The 20,787-nt window shown below is 50.0% G+C and carries 21 protein-coding genes; 4 read left to right on the top strand and 17 right to left on the bottom strand.

All coding sequences use genetic code 11. The features are described from left to right. Window positions 1–70: 70 nt before the first annotated feature. The 7 genes from phoR to pstS (ACO0LF_RS01465) form a co-directional block, all read right to left on the bottom strand. Window positions 71–1,363: a phosphate regulon sensor histidine kinase PhoR gene (gene phoR / locus ACO0LF_RS01495; protein WP_423011269.1), complete on the bottom strand. Its 1,293-nt coding sequence runs from the start codon at window positions 1,361–1,363 to the stop codon at window positions 71–73. A 167-nt stretch (window positions 1,364–1,530) separates the two neighbouring features. Next, the gene (phoB, locus tag ACO0LF_RS01490; RefSeq protein ID WP_186951889.1) at window positions 1,531–2,217 is read right to left on the bottom strand and encodes a phosphate regulon transcriptional regulator PhoB; all 687 of its coding nucleotides are present in this window, start codon (window positions 2,215–2,217) and stop codon (window positions 1,531–1,533) included. Between the two features lie 9 nt (window positions 2,218–2,226). Further along, window positions 2,227–2,937, bottom strand: coding sequence for a phosphate signaling complex protein PhoU (gene phoU / locus ACO0LF_RS01485; protein WP_423011267.1), 711 nt, complete (start codon window positions 2,935–2,937; stop codon window positions 2,227–2,229). Between the two features lie 105 nt (window positions 2,938–3,042). Further along, entirely contained in the window at window positions 3,043–3,822 is a 780-nt protein-coding gene (gene pstB / locus ACO0LF_RS01480) for a phosphate ABC transporter ATP-binding protein PstB (protein ID WP_423000690.1), read from the bottom strand. Window positions 3,823–3,835: 13 nt separating this feature from the next. Then, window positions 3,836–4,708: a phosphate ABC transporter permease PstA gene (gene pstA, locus ACO0LF_RS01475; RefSeq protein ID WP_423011265.1), complete on the bottom strand. Its 873-nt coding sequence runs from the start codon at window positions 4,706–4,708 to the stop codon at window positions 3,836–3,838. Further along, entirely contained in the window at window positions 4,708–5,742 is a 1,035-nt protein-coding gene (gene pstC, locus ACO0LF_RS01470; protein ID WP_423001037.1) for a phosphate ABC transporter permease subunit PstC, read from the bottom strand. Before pstC ends, pstA begins: the two co-directional genes overlap by 1 nt. Window positions 5,743–5,858: 116 nt before the next feature. Further along, the gene (gene pstS, locus ACO0LF_RS01465) at window positions 5,859–6,902 is read right to left on the bottom strand and encodes a phosphate ABC transporter substrate-binding protein PstS (protein ID WP_423011263.1); all 1,044 of its coding nucleotides are present in this window, start codon (window positions 6,900–6,902) and stop codon (window positions 5,859–5,861) included. 241 nt (window positions 6,903–7,143) lie between these two features. On the opposite strand from pstS (ACO0LF_RS01465), the gene ppk1 reads away from it, so the two are divergent. From ppk1 to ACO0LF_RS01450, 3 genes are all read left to right on the top strand, one after another. Continuing rightward, window positions 7,144–9,279, top strand: a complete 2,136-nt coding sequence (gene ppk1, locus ACO0LF_RS01460) for a polyphosphate kinase 1 (RefSeq protein ID WP_423011261.1) — start codon at window positions 7,144–7,146, stop codon at window positions 9,277–9,279. Between the two features lie 2 nt (window positions 9,280–9,281). Beyond that, window positions 9,282–9,761, top strand: a complete 480-nt coding sequence (gene sixA, locus ACO0LF_RS01455) for a phosphohistidine phosphatase SixA (protein ID WP_423011259.1) — start codon at window positions 9,282–9,284, stop codon at window positions 9,759–9,761. Window positions 9,762–9,849: 88 nt separating this feature from the next. Continuing rightward, the gene (locus ACO0LF_RS01450; protein WP_423011257.1) at window positions 9,850–10,737 is read left to right on the top strand and encodes an EamA family transporter; all 888 of its coding nucleotides are present in this window, start codon (window positions 9,850–9,852) and stop codon (window positions 10,735–10,737) included. Here ACO0LF_RS01450 and ACO0LF_RS01445 read toward each other — a convergent pair whose 3' ends face one another. The 3 genes from ACO0LF_RS01445 to ACO0LF_RS01435 all read right to left on the bottom strand — a co-directional run bounded on the left by ACO0LF_RS01445 (window position 10,738) and on the right by ACO0LF_RS01435 (window position 13,097). Continuing rightward, a complete protein-coding gene (locus ACO0LF_RS01445) occupies window positions 10,738–11,619 on the bottom strand; it encodes a UDP-2,3-diacylglucosamine diphosphatase (protein WP_423011255.1) in 882 nt (293 codons plus the stop codon). It lies immediately after the preceding gene. A 2-nt stretch (window positions 11,620–11,621) separates the two neighbouring features. Further along, window positions 11,622–12,386, bottom strand: coding sequence for a GNAT family N-acetyltransferase (locus ACO0LF_RS01440; protein ID WP_423000676.1), 765 nt, complete (start codon window positions 12,384–12,386; stop codon window positions 11,622–11,624). 234 nt (window positions 12,387–12,620) lie between these two features. After that, window positions 12,621–13,097: a hypothetical protein gene (locus tag ACO0LF_RS01435; RefSeq protein WP_423011253.1), complete on the bottom strand. Its 477-nt coding sequence runs from the start codon at window positions 13,095–13,097 to the stop codon at window positions 12,621–12,623. A 196-nt stretch (window positions 13,098–13,293) separates the two neighbouring features. On the opposite strand from ACO0LF_RS01435, the gene pstS (ACO0LF_RS01430) reads away from it, so the two are divergent. Continuing rightward, complete coding sequence (gene pstS / locus ACO0LF_RS01430) at window positions 13,294–14,358, top strand: phosphate ABC transporter substrate-binding protein PstS (protein ID WP_423011251.1); 1,065 nt, start codon at window positions 13,294–13,296, stop codon at window positions 14,356–14,358. Here the strand turns inward: pstS (ACO0LF_RS01430) and ACO0LF_RS01425 are convergent. The 7 genes from ACO0LF_RS01425 to ACO0LF_RS01395 form a co-directional block, all read right to left on the bottom strand. Then, window positions 14,355–15,197, bottom strand: coding sequence for a DUF4184 family protein (locus ACO0LF_RS01425; protein WP_423011249.1), 843 nt, complete (start codon window positions 15,195–15,197; stop codon window positions 14,355–14,357). The two genes, pstS (ACO0LF_RS01430) and ACO0LF_RS01425, sit on opposite strands and share 4 nt — an antisense overlap. After that, the gene (locus tag ACO0LF_RS01420) at window positions 15,148–15,843 is read right to left on the bottom strand and encodes a replication initiation protein (RefSeq protein WP_423011247.1); all 696 of its coding nucleotides are present in this window, start codon (window positions 15,841–15,843) and stop codon (window positions 15,148–15,150) included. Before ACO0LF_RS01420 ends, ACO0LF_RS01425 begins: the two co-directional genes overlap by 50 nt. Further along, complete coding sequence (locus tag ACO0LF_RS01415) at window positions 15,840–16,478, bottom strand: VOC family protein (protein ID WP_423011245.1); 639 nt, start codon at window positions 16,476–16,478, stop codon at window positions 15,840–15,842. Before ACO0LF_RS01415 ends, ACO0LF_RS01420 begins: the two co-directional genes overlap by 4 nt. Window positions 16,479–16,523: 45 nt before the next feature. Beyond that, window positions 16,524–17,432 (bottom strand): hypothetical protein, encoded by a 909-nt coding sequence (locus ACO0LF_RS01410; protein ID WP_423011243.1) that lies wholly within the window; start codon window positions 17,430–17,432, stop codon window positions 16,524–16,526. Window positions 17,433–18,092: 660 nt separating this feature from the next. Continuing rightward, window positions 18,093–19,394, bottom strand: coding sequence for a c-type cytochrome (locus tag ACO0LF_RS01405; protein WP_423011241.1), 1,302 nt, complete (start codon window positions 19,392–19,394; stop codon window positions 18,093–18,095). A gap of 53 nt (window positions 19,395–19,447) precedes the next feature. Next, on the bottom strand, window positions 19,448–20,200 hold the full coding sequence (locus tag ACO0LF_RS01400) for a c-type cytochrome (protein WP_423012415.1): 753 nt from the start codon (window positions 20,198–20,200) through the stop codon (window positions 19,448–19,450). 123 nt (window positions 20,201–20,323) lie between these two features. Further along, complete coding sequence (locus ACO0LF_RS01395; RefSeq protein ID WP_423011239.1) at window positions 20,324–20,680, bottom strand: hypothetical protein; 357 nt, start codon at window positions 20,678–20,680, stop codon at window positions 20,324–20,326. Between the last annotated feature and the right edge of the window lie 107 nt (window positions 20,681–20,787).

The following is a 20,787-nucleotide window of genomic DNA, read 5'->3' as shown; positions in this document are numbered from 1 at the left end:
TCCGCCTGGGGCAAGCGGACAGGAGTGAATACAGAACGGACAATACACTATCGCTAGTGGACCACAACAATTAAGCAGTGACTGCAGCACCTGGAAACTGCACGCAGAATTTACTACCTACATCCGGCGTAGATTCAATCAGCAAATTCGCCTTGTGCCTTAGCAGCACGTGCTTGACGATGGCCAGGCCCAGACCTGTACCCTGGGTTTCGCGTGAACGGCTTTTATCGACACGATAAAAACGCTCAGTCAGGCGTGAGATATGTTCGGCGCTGATGCCTATGCCATCATCCTGCACCGCAAATTTAGGGCCATTTGCAGTATCTATCCAGCTGATTTTGATGTGGCCGTTCTCAGGTGTATAACGGATGGCATTTGTCACCAGATTGGTCAGCGCACTGCGGATTTCATCATTACTGCCACGGATGTCGGGACCTGTACATTCCAGTGTAATTTTATGTTTGCCAGCAGACAGTGCATGTGCCTCTTGCAAAATCTGTTCTAGCAGGCCCAGCATATTGATGCGTTCTGGCCGTGGTGGATAATCAACAGATTCCAGCCTGGTCAGTGTCAGCATATCCTCCACCAGACGCTGCATGCGTTCACCCTGCTCTGTCATCAGTTTCAAATGCATATTGCGGGTCTGGCTATCCAGGTCATCCTGCATGGAAGCGATTTCCAGGAAACCGTTGATGACCGTCAATGGCGTGCGCAACTCATGCGAGGCATTGGCAATGAAGTCGCGGCGCATCATATCTATACGTTCAGATTCAGTAACATCATGGGTCACCAGAATCTGACGACGGTTTTCAAATGGAATGATATGGGCAATCAGCTTGCGGTCACGGAAAGACAGGGTCAATGGTGTCTCATAGCGGCCCAGGATGATGTAATCCATGAATTCGGGGCTGCGTACCAGGTTGGTGACGCGCATGCCCTTATCCTGGGCATGACTCAAACCAAGATGACTTTCTGCCGCCGGATTACACCATTCCAGGAACAGTACATCATCCATGATGACGACGCCATCCGGCAAGAGCGTCATGGCCTGGCGAAAGCGCGCCAGCCATTCTGCCAGTTCGGCCTGGTTTTTCTCATCGCCACGACGCAACCTGTAAAGACGCGAGAAGATATCCGTCCATGCCCCCCATCCATCAGGCAGGCGAGAGCTATTTGGATGATCCAGCCAGTCGGCCAGACGCTGCAAATAAAATAGCTGCACACAAAACAGGACAACCATCCCTATCATGCCTATCACCAAACCAGCGACCGGTCCCCACAAATAAATAGCGCATGCGGTTCCCATGAAAACCAGGAAGATGCGTACAAATGCAGAAATCCAGAAAATAAGGCGTGGAGACATATTGGGTCCTGATAGTCCTGAGTATTGCTTGGAATGTAATGAGTGATTGCAATAATATACGGTTTGCTGATGCCCGTGAGCGCTATTGTGGCCTGCCTTAAGCAGGAATAGGTCTACCACACTGCATATCAGTCTATGCAGTGTGCGGCGTCACCAGAATTGTCGATTTATTTTTCAGACAGCATATAACCTACGCTGCGCACCGTTTTGATGAGTGACTCTGCATTCTTCAAGACCTTACGTAGACGCAGCACGTGGACGTCTACGGTGCGCTCTTCGATGACGACATGGTCGCCCCAGACTTTGTCGAGCAACTGGCTACGTGAAAACACGCGCTCAGGATGTGCCATGAAAAATTTCAGCAGCTTGTACTCGGCATGGCCGATATCGACCTTGTTGTCTTCTATCTTGACCGTGCAACTGACGGGATCCAGCACGACAGGGCCCGCAGTCAAGGCTGTTTGTGCATGCTCGGGGCTCTTGCGACGCAGCAAGGCCTTGATCCTGGCTGTCAATTCACGTGGAGAAAAAGGTTTGGTGACATAGTCATCGGCACCATGATCAAGTCCGGCGATCTTGTCTTCTTCCATGCTTTTTGCAGTCAGCATGATGACGGGAATTTCATTGAACTGGCGGTCTGAGCGTATCTTGGACAACAGACGCAAACCACTCTGATCCGGCAACATCCAGTCCAGCAAGATCAATTGTGGCGTGCGGCGCTGCAAATATTCCCAGGCTTCTGCCGTGGTATTGACAGCAAAGGTGTTCCAGCCTGCTGCACGCAGGGAAAAACTGACCAGTTCTACAATTGCCGGTTCATCTTCTACGATGAGTATTGTTGTGTCTGTAGCCATTATCAATAATTAATTCTGTTGTTCCTGCTTGCTTGCCACATAGTCTGAATGACGGATATCCTTACCTTCAACGATATAAATCGTATGTTCAGCAATATTTTTTGCATGATCGCCGATACGTTCTATCGCTTTCGCTACCCACAGGGCATCCAGCGAAGATGATATGGTACTCGGGTCTTCCATCATGAAGGTAATCAAATTACGCATGATGGAACGGAAATCATTGTCGATGATGGCATCATGAGCGATCAATTGTACCGCCTTGCCACCGTCGAGACGAGCAAAGGCATCCAGCGATTGATGCAACATGTCTGCCACACTGCTAGCCAGCACGCGTACGGTTTCATAACCGCTGAACATCGGCACGCCACGTTTACTGGTCGCAGCATCTCTGGAGATACGTGCGATTTTGGTCGATTCGTCGCCTATACGTTCAAGATCGGTGATGACCTTGCCAGTCGCCATGACGGTACGCAAGTCATTTGCTGCTGGCTGACGCTTGACGATGAGGTGGCTGCACATGTCATCGAGTGCGACTTCGAGACGATTGACTTCCAGGTCGGATTGAATGACAGCCTCAGCCTGCTCGGCATTGCCGGTGCGGAAGCAAGACATGGCATCATGAAAATGGCTTTCCACCAAGCCGCCCATTAACAAGACCTTGGAGCGTATCGTCTCCAGGTCCATATCATATTGTTTTGAAGAGTGTTCGCCTGTCACAGGTTTCTCCTGAATTCGCAATTGCAAAATATAAACGTCACTAGCTCGCGCAACATGGTCTATCCATGCTCACATGAATAGACCTGCGCAAACAAGTTCAGTCTGTTAGCCGAAACGGCCAGTAATATAGTCTTGAGTTTCTTTCTTCACGGGATTCATGAAGATATGATCAGTCTCACCAAATTCGACCAGTTCACCCAGGTACATATAGGCAGTGTAGTCGGAGCAACGAGCAGCTTGCTGCATATTATGGGTGACGATGGCGATGGTGTATTCTTCTTTCAGCTCATTGATGAGTTCTTCAATCTTGACTGTAGAGATAGGATCAAGCGCTGACGTTGGTTCGTCGAGCAGCAAAACTTCAGGCTTTACGGAAACGCCACGGGCGATGCACAGACGCTGTTGCTGACCGCCAGAGAGGCTCAAGCCACTCTTGTTGAGTTTATCTTTGACTTCTGTCCAGATCGCAGCTTTTTTCAATGCCCATTCAACACGCTCATCCATCTCGCCTTTGGAGAGGTTTTCATACAAGCGTACGCCAAAAGCGATGTTGTCGTAGACCGACATGGGGAAAGGTGTAGGCTTCTGAAACACCATGCCGACGCGGGCGCGCAGCAAGTTGATGTCCTGATCTGCATCCAGGATATTTTTGCCGTTATAAATGATACTGCCTTCTGCACGCTGGCCAGGATACAGGTCATACATACGGTTCAGGGTACGCAACAAAGTCGATTTGCCACAGCCGGATGGGCCAATGAAAGCAGTGACTTTTTTATCGTAGATATTCAGATTGATATCGCGCAGGCTGCGTGTCGCGCCATAAAAGAAATTCAGCCCGCCGATTTCGATTGCTTTTTTCTGTGTAGAGTCTTGTGTAGTAGTCATATCGAGGCCAGTATTAATGCTGTGTTTTTTGGTTAAACAAAGTACGCGATAAAATATTCAAACCGAGGACGCTGAAGGTAATCAGCAATGCGCCACCCCAGGCCAGTTCACGCCAGTTGTCATAAGGGCTCATGGCGAACTGATAGATCACGACAGGCAGGTTGGCCATAGGCTGGTTCATATTGCTGCTGAAGAATTGATTATTCAAAGCAGTGAACAGCAAAGGTGCGGTCTCACCAGAGATACGCGCTACCGCCAACAAAATACCAGTCACGACACCCGCTTTGACGGCACGCAAGCGTATCAGCAAGGCGACCTTCCAGCGTGGTGCACCGAGAGCAAACGCTGCTTCACGCAAGTTTGCAGGCACCAGTCCCAGCATATTATCTGTGGTACGCACGACCACGGGAATGGCAATGAGAGAAATGGCGATACTGCCAGCCCAGCCAGAGAAGTGCTTGACGTTGGCAACATAGATCGCATATACAAACAAACCAACTACGATGGATGGTGCTGACAACATGATGTCAGTCACAAAACGGGTAACGCCGCCAAACCAGCTCTTGTCACCATATTCTGCCAGGTAGATACCTGCCAGTATGCCTATGGGAGTGGAAATCAGTGTGGCAATACCCACCATCACAAAGCTGCCGAAGATGGCATTCATCAAGCCACCACCATCACTGCCTGGTGCGGGTGTTGATTCTGTGAACATGGAAAAGTTAATTGCCGTAGCGCCCTTGAGCAGCAAGGTAAACAATATCCACATCAGGAAAAACACTCCCAGCACCATGGCGATGGTGGACAGTGTGATGCCTATTTTGTGCATCAGCAAACGCTGGCGATATACCGGGTTGCTGGCAGATTGCATCGTTGAATTTTCCATTATTTTGCACCTTCTTTACGTGACAGGCCAAGCAACATCAATTTCGCAGCAGACAAGACAATGAAAGTGATGACGAACAAGATCAAGCCCAGCAGGAATAAGGACGAGGTATGCAAAGGCGTTTCAGCTTCTGCAAATTCATTGGCCAGCGTGGAAGCAATACTATTACCAGCGGCAAACAGCGACCAGGACAGGTGATGAGAATTACCAATCACGAAGGTAATCGCCATGGTTTCACCCAGAGCACGGCCCAGGCCCAGCATGACGCCGCCAACAACACCAATTTTGGTGTAAGGCAAAACGATCTTGCGTACCACTTCCCACTTGGTGCAACCCAGACCATAGGCAGATTCTTTCAAGACTGGCGGCACGACTTCAAACACATCGCGCATCACAGAAGAGATGAAAGGAATAATCATGATCGCCAGGATCACGCCTGCTGGCAAAATACCCATGCCTATCATGGGACCAGAAAACAAGATACCGATAACTGGCAGCTTGCCCAAAGTCGCCGCCAACACCGGCTGCACATATTGGGAGAACAAGGGAGCAAATACAAATAAACCCCACATGCCGTAAATAATACTTGGCACACCTGCCAGCAACTCGATTGCCGTACCCAGTGGGCGCTTGAGCCAGTTGGGGCAAATCTCGGTCAGGAACAAGGCAATACCAAAACTGACAGGAAAAGCAATCAGCAAGGCGATAACTGAAGTCACCAATGTACCAACGATGGCGATCATGCCACCGAATTTGTCATTCACAGGGTCCCATTCTATCGTCCAGATGAATGGCAAACCAAATTCCTTCATGGCCGGAATGGCACGCAGGAATAAAGAAATAATGATACCGACCAGCACTACCAATACCAGGGCAGCAAAGCTGAAAGTCAGTTTATGAAAAAAGAAATCTTGCCAACGCTGACGGCGCATGACAGCGGCCATTCTCGCAGGATCGATTTGCTCGATCTGATGCGGTATTGCGTTTGCAGAAGGTGGGATTGCAGTTGGTGCAGTCATGTTGACGGAGGACATGTGAGTAGTCATGGGTGTCTTTTCCACCGGAAGGTAATCCGGACATTTCCGGATTACCTCATTCAATGTAATTCAATCGTTTGTAGCTATTTTTTGCAGCTCTTTAATACCAGGAATTACCAGATTGCCTTGCCGCTGGCATCTTTGACTTTTGCTTTCCAGTTGTCTTCGATCAATTTGACGACTGCAGGTGGCAGAGCAACATATTCCAGTTCAGCAGCCATGGCGCCACCGTTTTTGAATGCCCAGTCAAAGAACTTCAAGACTTCTTTGCCTTTTTCAGCATCAGCCTGCGCTTTGTGGATCAGGATGAAAGAAGCACCAGTGATAGGCCAGGTGATTTTACCAGGCTGGTTAGTCAATACCAGGTACATGCCTGGTGCTTTGCTCCAGTCAGCGCCAGCAGCGGCAGATTTGAAGTTTTCATCATCTGGTTCAGCAAATTGGCCGTCTGCATTTTTCAACAAGGTGTAAGTCATCTTGTTTTTCTTGACGTAGGCGTATTCAACATAGCCTATGGAATTTCTGATCTGCTTGACGCTGGAAGCAACGCCTTCATTGCCTTTGCCACCTACGCCAACCGGCCATTTGACAGCAGTCGCAGAACCAACAGCGGTTTTGAATTCAGGGCTGACCTTGGTCAGGTAGTCTGTCCACAGGAAAGTCGTACCAGAGCCGTCAGAGCGATGTACAACAGTGATCTCTTCTGCAGGCAATTTCAAACCAGCATTGATGGCTGCGATTTCTGGTGCATTCCATTTAGTGATTTTGCCCATGTAGATGGCAGCCAGTACTTCACCTGTCATCTTCATTTTACCTGGAGCGATGCCGTCCAGATTAACAACCGGCACTACACCACCGATAATGGCTGGAAACTGTACCAAACCCTCGGCGTCCAACTCTTCTAATTTCAAAGGCGCATCAGATGCACCGAAATCAACAGTTTTAGCTTTAATTTGCTTAACACCACCGCCAGAGCCTATGGATTGATAGTTCAGGCCATTGCCACTGGATTTTTTGTATGCCTCAGCCCATTTTGCATAAATTGGATACGGGAAAGTCGCGCCAGCACCTGTAATATCGGCGGCTTGAGCAGCGCCAAATGTGACAGCTACGCCAATTGCAGCGATGAGAGTTTTGACAACACGTTTGATTTGCATGTTCACCTCAGAGTTAAATAACAGTATTCAGTACTACGAGGCGCACTGTACAAGCCAAATATGACAAGATTATGACTTACCGCAAAGCCTGTGAAATAATTGAACTTATTATCATTTTTTTGTCATAAACTTGTCATTTAAGACGTCTAGAATGTTTGCGTATATATATGACGGCTTTTATGACATGCAAAAAACTATGCCAAACCAGGAAGCACCCTCTTCAACAACCGTGTTGGAAGAAATGAAGCAAGATAGTCACCCAGAAATCAAGGCTGTGGCCAAACCTGCCAAGCCAAATGTGACAGAGTTGTCGCGCTCCGTGATTTTCCTAGATAGGGAAATGTCACAGATCGCCTTCAACTGGCGCGTACTGGCACAAGCGGAAGACCGCAGCATTCCCTTGCTGGAAAGATTGAAATATTTGTGCATCGTTGGTAGCAACCTCGATGAATTCTTTGAAGTCAGGGTCGCCAGCCTGCTGGCACAAAACACCGTCGATGGGGAATTGGTGGAACACCCGGCTTTCCAGGCCATGCTCAAACGTGTCAGCAATGAATGCCATCAACTGGCCAAAAGACAATATGAATTACTGAATCAGGAAATCCTGCCTCAGTTATCCAAAAAAGGCATACATCTGTTGCGCCACTCTGAACGCAATGAAGCCCAGCGCGCCTGGGTCAAGTCTTATTTCGAGCGTGAAGTCAGGCCCTTGCTGACACCGATAGGCCTGGACCCTGCCCATCCCTTCCCGCAAGTCGTCAACAAAAGTTTGAACTTCATCGTCTCACTGGCGGGTAAAGATGCCTTTGGTCGCGGTACCGGCATCGCCATCGTCAAGGCGCCCCGCGTTTTGCCTCGCATCATCCGCCTGCCGGATGAATTGTCTAATGACGGCATGGCTTTTTGCCTGCTGTCCTCCGTGATTCACTCGCACATAGAAGATTTGTTCAATGGCCGTGAAGTGATCAATTATTCACAGTTCCGTGTCACCCGCGACAGCGACCTGTGGGTGGATGAAGAAGAAGTAAAGAATTTGCGCCAGGCTTTGCAAGGTGAATTACAAACCCGCCAGTTTGGCGCAGCAGTGCGTTTGGAAGTAGCAAAAAACTGCCCTGAGGACCTCTCACGTTTCCTGCTTGAGCAATTCAATCTCGACAGCGACCGCCTGTATCCAGTGGATGGCCCGGTGAATATGGTCAGGCTGGGCGAGCTGGTGGATCATGTCAAGCAGCCCAATCTGCGCTTCCCGCCTTTCTCTGCCAAGGCCATAGGCAAATATGCGCATGCTGATATTTTCACTTTGCTGCGCAAGCAAGACATACTCTTGCACCACCCCTTCCAGCCTTTCCAGACCGTCATCGATTTCATACGTTCGGCATCACAAGACCCCAGCGTAGTCGCGATCAAGCAGACTATTTATCGCACTGGCATGAATTCTGACTTGATGGAGTCATTGATCACGGCAGCCAGACTGGGCAAGGAAGTCACCGTCATCGTTGAATTGATGGCGCGTTTTGATGAAGAGGCGAATATCAACTGGGCGGATAAATTGCAACGCGCCGGTGCCCAGGTCGTGTATGGCGTGGTCGGCCTGAAAACCCATGCCAAACTGGCGCTGGTGATACGCCGTGAAGAAGGCGGCACTCTACGCCATTATGCCCATCTAGGTACAGGTAACTACCATCCATCCACCACGCGCTTTTATACTGACTTTGGTTTATTGACGGCGCATCCAGGCATGGCGGCAGAGGTCAATGAAGTCTTCATCCATCTGACTGGCCTGACCAAACCCAAGAAACTCGATTATCTGTGGCTGGCACCGTTTGCCCTGCAACCGCAAATCATCAAGGCCATACGCAATGAAGCACGTATAGCGCGTGAGGGTCGCCCGGCGCGCATCATCGCCAAGATGAATGCCTTACTGGATGAGTCTGTCATCCGCGCCCTGTATGCAGCATCGGCTGACGGCGTCAAGATAGACCTCATCATCCGCGGTGCCTGCGCCTTGCGCCCTGGCGTGCCGGGCCTGTCAGAAAACATCAGGGTGCGCTCCATCATTGGTCGCTTCCTTGAGCATAGCCGCATCTATTATTTCCGCAATGACCTGGCACATGACGTGTATCTGGCCAGCGCTGACTGGATGAATCGTAATCTGTTCCGTCGTATAGAAGTCGCTTTCCCGGTCCTGGAAAAATCCCTGAAAAAACGCGTTATTTCCGAAGGTCTGGAACCCTACCTGAAAGACAATGTGAATGCCTGGACACTGGATTCCGATGGCCGTTACGAACGCAAGAAAGCCAGGGCAAAACAAGAGCACTTCTGCGCCCAGCAACATTTGATGCTCACCTTGGGTTCGCTATCTGATACGGATAATTAATAATGGACCTTATCCTCTGGCGTCATGCAGAAGCAGAACCAGCAACTGCGGAAATAACAGATGAATTCAGAAAACTGACGGGCAAGGGAAACAAACAAGCCAGCAAGATCGCTTTCTGGCTTGACAGCACCCTGCCAGAGACTTGCCGCATACTGGCCAGCCCGACTATACGCACCCGTGACACTGCCGAGGCCCTGATTGCTTGCGGCAGAAAATACAAAGTCGTCCCAGAGTTGGGGCCGGAGGCGACCGTCACGGATGTACTGACAGCCGCCAACTGGCCCAACAGTCGCGAGCCGGTACTCATCGTCGGCCACCAGCCTTACCTGGGCCAGGTCGCGGCTGAGTTGCTCGGCCATCCCTTGCAAGAGTACAGCGTGCGCAAGGGCAATGTCTGGTGGATCACGCAAAAGCAGCGCGAAAATGCCATCGTGCAGACTTACCTGAAGGCCATCATGTCACCCGACCTGGTGGTCAAGTAAACACACGGGGCACTGGTAAAAATACCGGAGTCAGCAGCGATTCGCAGCAACTGTTAGTATGTAGGCCCGTCTTTACCCATAAAGCACGATGAAACCCACGCACATACTTGCCGCCTTGCTCGCTGTTATCACCTGGGGCATCAATTTCGTCGTCATCAAGATAGGCTTGCAGGGCTTGCCGCCTGTGCTGTTCACAGCATCACGCTTTATATTTTCTGCCCTGCCTCTGATATTTTTCGTCCCCCTTCCAAAGACCTCGTGGAAGTGGGTGGTCGCCTATGGCATGTTCCAGTTCGCCTTCCAGTTCACACTACTGTTTTGTGGTATCAAGCTTGGTTTTCCAGCCGGACTGGCCTCGCTGGTCATGCAATTGCAAGCCTTTATCACCATGGGTCTGGCAGTAGTGATGCTAGGTGAAAAACCTCAGTTCGTGCAAGTCCTGGGGGCTTTGATTGCCTTGTCTGGCATGGGCCTGGTAGCCATGCATCTGGAAGCCCAGGCAACCATCATCGGTTTTCTGCTGGTTGTCATGGGCGCAGTGTGCTGGGCTATCGCCAATATCGTCACCAAAAAGATAGGTGTCGTCAATCCCCTGTCCATGGTGGTCTGGGGGTCAGCCATAGCCAGCCCGCCTTTGCTGCTGGCCTCTTTCATGATGGAGGGTATGGATGCCTGGCAAACTGCTTATACGCAATTGAATTGGACTTCGATAGGCGCAATCGCTTATCAATCCTATCCCAATACCATCGTTGGCTTTGGCATATGGTCATGGCTGATGCGTAAATATCCTGCTGCCACGATAGCCCCCTTCACCCTGCTGGTGCCGGTGGTAGGCATGCTGACCGCCTCCATCGTTTTGAATGAAACTTTATTCTGGTGGAAAATCTGTGCCGGTTTATTGGTGCTTGGCGGCCTGGCGTGCAACCAGTTTGGTTTGCGCATCTGGTCCTGGTTCAAACCGGCAACGGCAAGCTGATCAGCTAGTTGCGACTTCCAGTTCGCTGTCCAATTCATCTTCCTTTTCCCGCTCTTGCTCCACATAGGTATCTGCCACCTGATCTGGTTGGCAGATATCATGCCAGGTCACCAGCCTGAGTTCACCCTTGGCATCTTCCACCAGGGCTGACAGGCTCTCGACCCAGTCGCCATCATTGCAATACAGGATGCCGCCTATGTCGCGGATTTCTGGCTTATGGATATGGCCGCAGATTATCCCATCAAGGCCCTTGCGACGAGCCTCATCTGCCAGTGCATCTTCGAATTGGGTGATGTAGCTGACCGCATTCTTGACTTTCTGCTTCAGGTATTGTGATAGCGACCAATAAGGCATGCCAGCGCGGGCGCGCCAGTTATTGAAGATCTGGTTGAATTTCAAGATGACTGTATAGAGGCTGTCACCCACATAAGCCAGCCATTTGGCACAGGCGATGACACCATCAAACCGGTCTCCATGCAAGACCAGCATGCGCTTGCCCGCGGCCGTGGTGTGTACCAGCTCGTCCCTGATCTTGATACCACCAAAATCCAGGTCAATGAATTGACGTACCGACTCATCATGGTTGCCAGGCACGAAAATCACATTCGTGCCTTTCTTGGCTTTTTTGAGGACAGTCTGCACCACGTTATTGTGGGTCTGATCCCAGTACCAGCGGCGCTTGAGTTGCCAGCCATCGATGATGTCACCAACCAGATACAAGGTCTCTGAATCAGTGGCACGCAAAAATTCCAGTAACTTGGCCGCCTGGCAGCCGCTCGTTCCCAGATGCAAATCTGAAATCCAGATAGTGCGGAAACGCTGGGTTTCTTTCTTACCGGTTTTATACAATTTGCTATTAAGGAACTGATCGGCTGGTTTCATGTTTATTGCTCCCCTGTGCCGTAATGGCGTGCGTAACGGTTATCCAGATTCGCCAGCGGCAGCATGACGAATAAATCGGCACTATGAAAATCAGGGTCCCAGGCTGGGTCACCACAAACCCAGGCACCGGCGCGCAGATAGCCTTTCAACAGCGGTGGAATACGCGCCTCGGTAGAACTGCTATCGATTTCATCAAGAGGGAAAGGTGTGTGTGGTGTGACGCGGTATTCCAGCGGAGAGAAATCTGCGGCAGACAAGCCACGGTAAATCGCCGCCGCATTCTGGCCGCCATCAGTCAGGCTGATGCTGGCACAACCTATCAGGTGCGAGCAACGTTCACGGCGCATATAGGCGGCCAGGCCAGCCCACAGCAGCATGATGACGGCACCACTGCGATAATCAGGGTGGATGCAGGCACGACCTGCTTCTGCCACGCTATTGCGTATATGCTGCAGACGGGACAGGTCAAATTCGGTTTCGGAATAATAGCGGCCCAATTGACGGGCAGCGTTTGGCCCCAGTATGCGGTAGGTGCCTACCACTTTCAGGGTCTTGGAGTCACGTACGATCAGATGATCGCAATGCTCGTCAAATTCATCTTTATCGAGGCCATCTGGATTGGATAAAGCAGACAGGCCCATGCTTTCTATAAAGACTTTATAGCGCAGGCGCTGTACTTCTTTGACTTCTTTTGCCGTGGTAGCAAGGCTCAGATTAAGCTTGGAAAAACTGGGATTAGCATCGGCGGGTATCGTGAGTAATCGCATTCATCGTCCTTGTCATGTTGTTCGTTGATCCGACGAACGAAGAATAATCAAGGATTACTTCAGCAAGATGACAGACAGATGTCGGTTTCATGACAAGTCAAAAAAACAACAATCCTTGCTGATATACATCATGCAAGGATTGCTTTTGGGAAATCATCAGATCCTGTTGCTTTTGGTCGAGCGCCCTGTCCCGCGCTATGCGGGAAAGAACGATGAAAGCAAACAGTACTGGTTTTACTTTTCTTTTTTGGGTCTGCCCGCTTTTAGCGGCGCCAGGCCAGCGATCAATTTCTTCAGGTTAGGGACGTCGGTCTTGCCCAACAAGGCGACGCCTATGCGCAATAGCTGACTTTTCTTGACTTCCACACCCGCCTTCAGGCAAGCTTTTTTGACTGCGCCCAGAGCCGCGTATTCGCTTTCAGGCATGGTGAAACTATCACGCACCAGCTTGGCTTTCTTAACTTTTTCTACTACCTCAGCGACTACTTTCGCTTCAGTGGCCTTTGCTGCAGGCTTGCTGCGGGCACTGGTTTTTGCCACTGCCGTTACTGCCTTTGCTGGCGTTACTGACGTTTTTTCCACGGCAGCAGGTTTGCTGACGACTTTTTTCTTGATAGCGGCGACTGGAACTTTCTTAACAGCCACGACTTTTTTCTCTGTATTTGCTGCTGCCACTACCGGACTTAATTTCTTCAATGTTGCGGTTGCCATTCCAGCCTCCAGGTTAAAAAACATGTAAACAATATAAACAATTTATTGTTGATATGCAAGGAAGAAGCATAGCCAGTAGAAATGACAAGAACATTACGAAAAAATCGCCGCCAGCAATAATTTCTCATGTCATGAGATAATCCGCGCCATTTCACCGGGTAGCAATGCCCCACTCCTCTGGCATTAAATTTTTATTATGATTACACGCAATTCTCTCTTCCTGCCCCTGGCCTTACTCCTTTCCCCCACCATTTCTCATGCTGACGTCCAGGGTTCTGGCTCATCTGCAGCCGCCCCCTTATATCAAAAGTGGGCCGATGCCTATAGCAAAAATGGCGGCCCTACCATCGCCTACCAGGCAAGCGGCTCTTCCGCAGGCATCAAGAAAATCAAGGAAAACACCGTAGAATTTGGTGCCAGCGATGCCGCCATGAGCCAGGCAGAGCTCAAAAAAGAGAAATTAATACAATTCCCATCAGCCATCTCTGGTGTCGTGCCTGTCATCAATTTACCTGGCATCAAGACTGCAGACTTGCGTCTGACAGGTGAAGTCCTCGCTAATATTTTTTCTGGCGATATCACAGTATGGAATGATGCTGCCATCACGGCCCTGAATCCTGGCCTGCGCCTGCCAAATAAGAATATAGAAGTCATCGTGCGCCAGGATGGCTCAGGTACCACTTATAATTTTTCTGATTACCTGAGCAAAGTCAGTAAAAACTGGCAGGCGAAATTTGGCAAGAGCCTCACTATCGTCTGGAACACCAGGCTGACGCAGGTCAAGGGCAGCAGTAGTATCGCCAGTACAGTCAAGAAAACGCCTTACTCCATCAGCTATATAGACTACAACTATGTGAGCCAGGAAAAACTCGACTTTGCCCTGCTGCAAAATCGTGATGGCAAATTCATTGCTCCTTCGGCAGAGGCATTTTCAGCCGCGCTGACGAACAGCAGCTGGAAAACCGATGCCAATTTTGAAGAAATGCTGACAGACAAGCCAGGCGCAAAATCCTGGCCCATCACCATGGGTACTTTCATCGTCATGCAGCAGCGCGCAAAGGATGTGCAGCAAACCACAGCCACCATGCAATTTTTCACCTGGGCCTTCATGCGTGGCGATCGCTATGTCAATAGCGTGGATTTTGTGCGTCTGCCGGATAGCCTGCAAGCGAGGATATTCAAGGAAATGACCACGGTCACTGATAAAAAAGGCGAAGTATTGAACTGGAATTTGCGTACCGACATGCACGCAAAAAATTAAGCAAGTTCCTGATTAGGTCCCCTGGCCTTGGCGATCAATAAGGCCGCAGTCGTCAACAGGACGGCAAAGCCGCTAGTCGCGCACAAGGCCAGGCGAAAGAGAAATGCCTCATTCGTCTGGCTGGACATATAAAAGGCGAGTGGCAAAGCCAGCAAGAATGCTGTGAATGCCGTGCTGACAAATAGCAGGTAGCGCCACTGATCGTTTTCCCGAGGTTCCAGTATGACGATATGCGGCAATCTTTTCAGCCAGCGCCAATAACACCAGGCCAGCCCCATCACGCCAGCCAAAGTACTCAGATGCTGCAACAGGTGAAAAACTTGGGTATGGACACCTGCAACTGTGATGGCCTCGCGCAAAACATCAAAATAAGCAACCGCAAAACCGTTGGCATGAGTAAATGCATCCCAAACGATATGCGTCGCTGCCCCCAGAAGCAAAGCCAGCGAGATCCAGACAATTTGCGACCTCGACAAGGCTTGCGGTAGAGAGACATGCGCCTGCAAGGCTTGCCTTTGCATTTGTGGCAGCAAGTAAATGAAGTGCGCCTGCATCACACGCATAAACATGAACACCAGCCAGCCTGCCGGCAGGCAAACCAGTAGCAAACCCAGCCATTGATGGGCCAGCGTAGCAAGATCAAAAGCAAATACATAATACCCAAGATCTGGCGCTATACTGCCTATCACCAAAGCCATGAGATTGAAACGCCGCGGCGCAAGACGCCGCAAGGGAAGGATGGCGAGCGGATGAGCAAAGGTCCAGGGCATGATGTTTGATGTTGAGGGCTTAATTCTTTTTGCAGGAAATAGCGAAATCGACATGATAATGCTCATCATGTCTGATCCATGGTTTTCCCTGCATGAAATTCAAATGCTTTTGCAAATATGGTCCGCGAGGTGTAGCAAATAACTTTGCGTGATAAGGACGATCAATAATCACTAATGCCAGGCTTTTGCCCTTTGCTTTCGCCGCCAGGTCCAGTTGATATAAATGCTCAGCTAGCGCGGCAAAATCTATACGGTAGTCTCCAAAACGCCCTTCTACATCAAAGTCAATACCATAACCAAATTCATTGCTTACATTACCAGGCAATGGTCTTGAAATATCTTGAGCATCCAGTACTGGAACCATAAAATCGACGGACAAACCATTTTTGTGAGCACGATGCGGGCGTATGCGTCCACCCTTCTCCCAACCTGTTTCGCCGTAAACAAAAACTTTATCACTCGCAGCTAGTTCAAGTTGCCGATACGCGCGAGCAATAATATCTGCAACCGTAGAGTGCACATAAGTCCGGCCCAGGCCTACTCCCAAGGCACTATAGGCAGAAAAATTGCGCCCCTTCGCTGGCAAGCTGATGCCATTTTCCAATCGTCCATTATCCACTGTCCCATAGCATATACTTTCTTTAGCTTGCGTTTCGCAAGAAAATACCGGCACCAAACAGGCCAGACAGATAATGATACGCCTGAATATAGTCAAGATAAGGTCCGCAATCCCATTGGTGTGATGATATGGGCGATTAATTGTGGTGTCTGCCCTGCAGGAATTGCTGTCACCACGATATCACCCCTCATATTCAAGTCTTGCAGGAGTTGTGAAATCCTGGCTGCATCAGGATGCAATAATTCCAGTTTCAGCAGACTCATACCCTGATCTTGCATCTGTGCTGCAGGGTGCGCCGCAGTATGCCATTCAATCAGCGCTGGTGCGATGCCATGGAATGGCAAGGAACCATCTTCTGGTATGGTGATCAGCCAATGATTACTGCCACGGCTCATGGGTTCGATCTTGCCCAGGTCTTCCTGGCCTGACTTCAAGCTGGTTTGTATGTCGTTACTGCGTGCCACCCAGTTGGACAAGCGTGGCCGGCTGCCAGGCTCCAGAGTATCAAGTGCAAACCAGCGTGGTCGCTCTGGTTTGGTAGCAGCAGGATTAATGGCGATCACTTCAAGAAATAATTCAGGCCCCAAACGCACAAACATATTGTGCGTGCCCATGCGCATATGTTCGCCACCTGTGCTGGGGTCTACCCCCAATACTTCTTTGACATAGGCTGCGCCTGAAATTAAATCAGGCGCAGTAATGGTGATGTGATCGAGTTCACAATCCAACAAGTTGTTCTCCTTATTCTGCGCGGATAAAGTCAACTTGCTTCGCGCTTATTTTGCTTCTATGGCCTTGACTGGCGCAGGCACAGCCGGGGCAACTGGAAATGCATTTCTCCAGTTCTCTGGTGTGCATTGGTCCCATTTCACATTCGACACGTAAAATAATGCCGCTTGTTTGTGGGACAGGAAGTGGAAAGATGGCTGCTGTATCGCTTTCACAGAACCATCGGCAATGAAATATTCTATGGAAAAACGTGGATAAGCCATGACCAGGCCACCTACGGCAAAAGACACGTCTTCTGGCTTGATAATTTCTGCCACTTTGTCTTCGCTGGTGCCCGTGGTGACATCCATTAAACGCAACCTGGTTTTTTCAAACAGCTCGCGCTCGGCCATGGATTCACGTGCATTATTGAGTTTGCGCAAAATCCCAAAGGGATTAGTACCGATGTCCACCAGAGAGCCAATTTGTGATAGCGAAGGGTTATTGACTACTTCGACTATACTGCGCCAGGTAGACTTGCCAGAGAATTGCAACGTCACGGCACTGGTACTCTGGCTGGCAGCCAGCAAACCCTCTACCCAGGCATTTGCATCCTTAGCCCAATGGTATTTGATCGCAGAGGTATAGCCACGGCAACTATAAAATGCCAGCGCATCTTGCTTGGAGACTGTACCTGAGAGCTTATTGTCGACAAACACCAGACCACCTACCTCACCATCCGTCATTGCCACATAGGCGATATTGCGACCCTGGGCATCTTTCATCTCGAAGCGCTCCATGGCAGACTCTGGCGGCACTGTCGTAATGATATAGCGGGCATCTGACTTTTGATCTACCGCCAGGCTTTTGATAGGGCCAGTATTTTTATTCGATTGCTCTACATTATTGGCAGCAAGAACAGGAGAGGAGATACTCAGCGCGAGGGCTGGCAGGCAGGCAAGTAGAGTTGATCGCATATGATGAAAAAGATTTATAAAGAAACAATCTTAACTGAAATTGCTTCTTTATAGCATTTTTCATCTTCACACCACAAGACAGCATTGCAATTTGTTACGATCAAACTGCATGCCAGCCAAAGGTTTAATTGACCATGTAGCCGCAGGCATGAATATCCAGGAAAAATCGCCCCGTCGGGCTCGGGCATGACAGGCATAGGCTACAGCCCATGGAAAGCTCATGGCTTGCCGTATTTGGGAAATATTCAGATGAGAAATATTCGGTGAATGAGATATCTACAGAAAACAAATACTGAGATCACCATCGCAAGCTGTCGTGGTGGTGCTACTACCAGCACGATATCTGGCGTGGACAGGGGCGCCGGATAACGCTATTCCTGTCGCTGCCGTAGCAGATAAATTCTATCCGGCCACTGGCATCACTACGTCAGATTCACACTAGTGCTCGCACCACCACTACACGCCGCCAACAAAGCTGTCGATACGCAAAAATTCAGGATTTGAAAAAACTTTATTTACTGAGCATGCACGCATCATTTATTTGAGACTAGTGTAAGACCAGACAGTATTCAAATATGTTCAAAAATGTATTTAAATTGTCACCAAATTGTATCTATTGCTCTATATCAAACAAAATGGCCTGACTTATTCCGCACAGCCTTAGTCGTTTACCGCTGTGCGATAGCGATTAACTTCTGCCGAAGTCAGCACAGCTGCTTTATTACCCCAGGCATTGCGTGTATAGCTGAGTACCAGCGCGACTTCGCTATCATTGAGGGTGTGGGCAAACGGCGGCATACCATAGGGTCGAGGGTTAGCGCTGGTAACGGGTGGAAAACCACCTGACAACACCATGCGCACAGGATTCGATACAACCTGGCCGAGCAATGCCGGAGTCGACCTGAGTGCGGGATACACATTTGCGACGCCCTCGCCTTGAGCACCATGACAATCCATGCAATGAGTTTTGTACAATGCAGCACCCTGCTTCATGACACTGCCCATATTTTCTGCACTCAGTTCAGGACCTGCCATGGCCTGGTCAAACATATCTTTTTCTGCTGCCTGCACAGTAGGAATCGCTTGCAGATATGCCACCATGGAATTGATATCTGCATCGGACAAATGCTGGGTACTGCCTGCCACCACCTCAGCCATGGGGCCAGACACAGCAGTATGCTGATTGACGCCAGATTTCAGCAAGGCGACTAATTCTTGCGCCGGCCACTTGGCCAGACTGACTTCCTTGCTATTGGTGAGTGCTGGCGCATACCAGCCTGTCAATTCGCCGCCAGATAAATCACTGACACCCGCATTGGCACCCAAACCATTGCGGCTGCTATGGCAGGCACTGCAATGACCCAGGCCATTGACCAGATAGGCGCCACGATTCCATTCTACTGATTTGCTTTTATCTTCCTGGTAGCTGGTCGGCCTGAAATAAGCCGCTCGCCAAAATGCCAGCAAAGCCCGTTGATCATAAGGGAAGCGCAATTCATGCGGCTGATTTGCTTTTTCCACTTTGGGCAAAGACATCAGATAGGCATACATGGCGTCTGCATCATTGCGTGACACCTGGGTGTAATTGGTGTACGGAAAAGATGGATAGAGCATGCGCCCACCCCTGGATTTACCGTTATGCAAGGCTTGCCAGAAATCCTCGGCTGTCCAGCTGCCTATGCCAGTCTTGACATCGGGCGTGATATTAGGTGTTTTAAAGTGACCAAACTCGGTCTGCAGTAAACGTCCGCCAGCAAAGGCTGCCTCGCCTTTTACCGTATGGCAGCCCATACAATTTCCAGCCTTGACCAGATAGGCGCCCTTGCTGATTTGATCGCTTGCAGACAACTTGTCGGAGATGCCGGTGGCACTTTTATCATCAACCAGATAATAACCAAAACCAGCCACGGCGGCGGCTCCAGCCAGCAAGAACAATAAAACAGACAATATAATTTTTTTCATAAGCTTGTTACGACTAAGTGATTCACCGTTGGAGATAAACGCCCTGTACCAACTTAGCGCGCCACGCTACCGCAATTGAGCGGCAATCGTGCATACTCATCCGCCTTCAAAATGGGAGCGACACTATCGGTCGGTATGTTCTGTACTGCCAGCCAACTGGAGACGGCGGCAATATCTTCGGGCTTAAGTTTGCCCGCCACTTGCTGCATGCAATCCGGCGCATGGGCTTTGCGACTACCGGTTTGCCAGGCCCCCAACTGGCCAATCAGATAATCTCGCGGCAAACCCAGCAAACCAGGAACAAAGGGGGCCAGCCCGGTCATGCTCTTGCCATGGCAAGAGACACAGGCAGGCAAACCACGCAGCTTGTCACCCTGCACTACCAGCAGCCTGCCCTGCTCCAGCATGCTGGCACTGGCTACGCTGGCTTGTGGAGCAGAATAAGGGGGATGCAGGCCGGCAAAATACTCGGCAATCTCTTTCAGATAGACATCCGACATATGGGCGACCATATAGCGCATGGCGGGATAAGCGCGTTTGCCGTCCCTGAAATTGAGTAATTGATTGTATAAATAGCCAGCAGGCTTGCCTGCAATGCGCGGATAGAAACCATCGCTATTCGCCCTGCCCTCGGCCCCATGGCAGGCGGTACAGGCTTTCAGCCTTTGCTCCAGAGTGTCAGGCACTTTCTGCGCAAGTTGCGCGGATACCATCAATGGCATGCCCAAAAACAAATAGAGCAGATAAAGCAGGCTGGACTTCAAACAGGATTTCAAATGCGATTTGAAATAAGATGCAGTGGACATGGCGATAACAACAAATGTTTGCACAAAGACGTTAGCTTAACAGTTTGTCCAATTTCTTTGACAAAGACTGCAAGGAATACTGATCTACATCAAACCTTGCCAAGTAAGCCACCGCTTGAAGCTTCAAGCAAATCGCCTCAAAAACCAGGCAAAGCCTGCATCCATGTACCTTGCGGTAGTTTGTCTGACAGCCCATCCAGCAGCCGTAAGAAATTTTCTGCAAAAGAAAGCAAAGTCTTGCTTGTCAAGAACGCCCAAGCCGAGGATAATTCTGCCCTTTCGTCTCTTTTGAGGCCCAGATTCAGCAAGATGACCTGGCCCGCTTTTACCAGCGGGCTTTTTTATCCGCGCCGCGCCTGCCGTTGATCTGCAAATGATGATCGCCAGCAGCTTTTCGCCCTTGCTATTGCCAAACACCATTGACAAGCATTTGTTGTCGTATTCGAATTTGTTACATGAAAAATAGCTTAACTGACTCAAACACTGCTCCTCCTACAACAAAAACAGGTTCAACCCTCACTTTAGGCAAAAAACCGCCATTGCAACTGAACCGCCAGCCGCTCAGCCTTGCGCGCACGGCTACGGTT

Source organism: Undibacterium sp. Di27W (assembly GCF_049340345.1).
Taxonomy (GTDB): domain Bacteria; phylum Pseudomonadota; class Gammaproteobacteria; order Burkholderiales; family Burkholderiaceae_D; genus Undibacterium.
The sequence above is the reverse complement of the archived record's forward strand: the minus strand, read 5'-3'. Positions and strand labels throughout refer to the sequence as shown.

Bases quoted from the DNA above. Each gene is read 5' to 3' on its own strand.
- phoR (WP_423011269.1), bottom strand. From the start codon at position 1,363: ATGTCTCCACGCCTTATTTTCTGGATTTCTGCATTTGTACGCATCTTC.
- pstS (WP_423011251.1), top strand. From the start codon at position 13,294: ATGATTACACGCAATTCTCTCTTCCTGCCCCTGGCCTTACTCCTTTCC.
- phoB (WP_186951889.1), bottom strand. From the start codon at position 2,217: ATGGCTACAGACACAACAATACTCATCGTAGAAGATGAACCGGCAATT.
- ACO0LF_RS01450 (WP_423011257.1), top strand. From the start codon at position 9,850: ATGAAACCCACGCACATACTTGCCGCCTTGCTCGCTGTTATCACCTGG.
- ACO0LF_RS01410 (WP_423011243.1), bottom strand. From the start codon at position 17,432: ATGCGATCAACTCTACTTGCCTGCCTGCCAGCCCTCGCGCTGAGTATC.
- pstS (WP_423011263.1), bottom strand. From the start codon at position 6,902: ATGCAAATCAAACGTGTTGTCAAAACTCTCATCGCTGCAATTGGCGTA.
- sixA (WP_423011259.1), top strand. From the start codon at position 9,282: ATGGACCTTATCCTCTGGCGTCATGCAGAAGCAGAACCAGCAACTGCG.
- pstA (WP_423011265.1), bottom strand. From the start codon at position 4,708: ATGGAAAATTCAACGATGCAATCTGCCAGCAACCCGGTATATCGCCAG.
- pstB (WP_423000690.1), bottom strand. From the start codon at position 3,822: ATGACTACTACACAAGACTCTACACAGAAAAAAGCAATCGAAATCGGC.
- ACO0LF_RS01425 (WP_423011249.1), bottom strand. From the start codon at position 15,197: ATGATGAGCATTATCATGTCGATTTCGCTATTTCCTGCAAAAAGAATT.
- ACO0LF_RS01440 (WP_423000676.1), bottom strand. From the start codon at position 12,386: ATGCGATTACTCACGATACCCGCCGATGCTAATCCCAGTTTTTCCAAG.
- ACO0LF_RS01445 (WP_423011255.1), bottom strand. From the start codon at position 11,619: ATGAAACCAGCCGATCAGTTCCTTAATAGCAAATTGTATAAAACCGGT.
- ACO0LF_RS01400 (WP_423012415.1), bottom strand. From the start codon at position 20,200: ATGTCCACTGCATCTTATTTCAAATCGCATTTGAAATCCTGTTTGAAG.
- pstC (WP_423001037.1), bottom strand. From the start codon at position 5,742: ATGTCCTCCGTCAACATGACTGCACCAACTGCAATCCCACCTTCTGCA.
- ACO0LF_RS01435 (WP_423011253.1), bottom strand. From the start codon at position 13,097: ATGGCAACCGCAACATTGAAGAAATTAAGTCCGGTAGTGGCAGCAGCA.
- ACO0LF_RS01405 (WP_423011241.1), bottom strand. From the start codon at position 19,394: ATGAAAAAAATTATATTGTCTGTTTTATTGTTCTTGCTGGCTGGAGCC.
- ppk1 (WP_423011261.1), top strand. From the start codon at position 7,144: ATGAAGCAAGATAGTCACCCAGAAATCAAGGCTGTGGCCAAACCTGCC.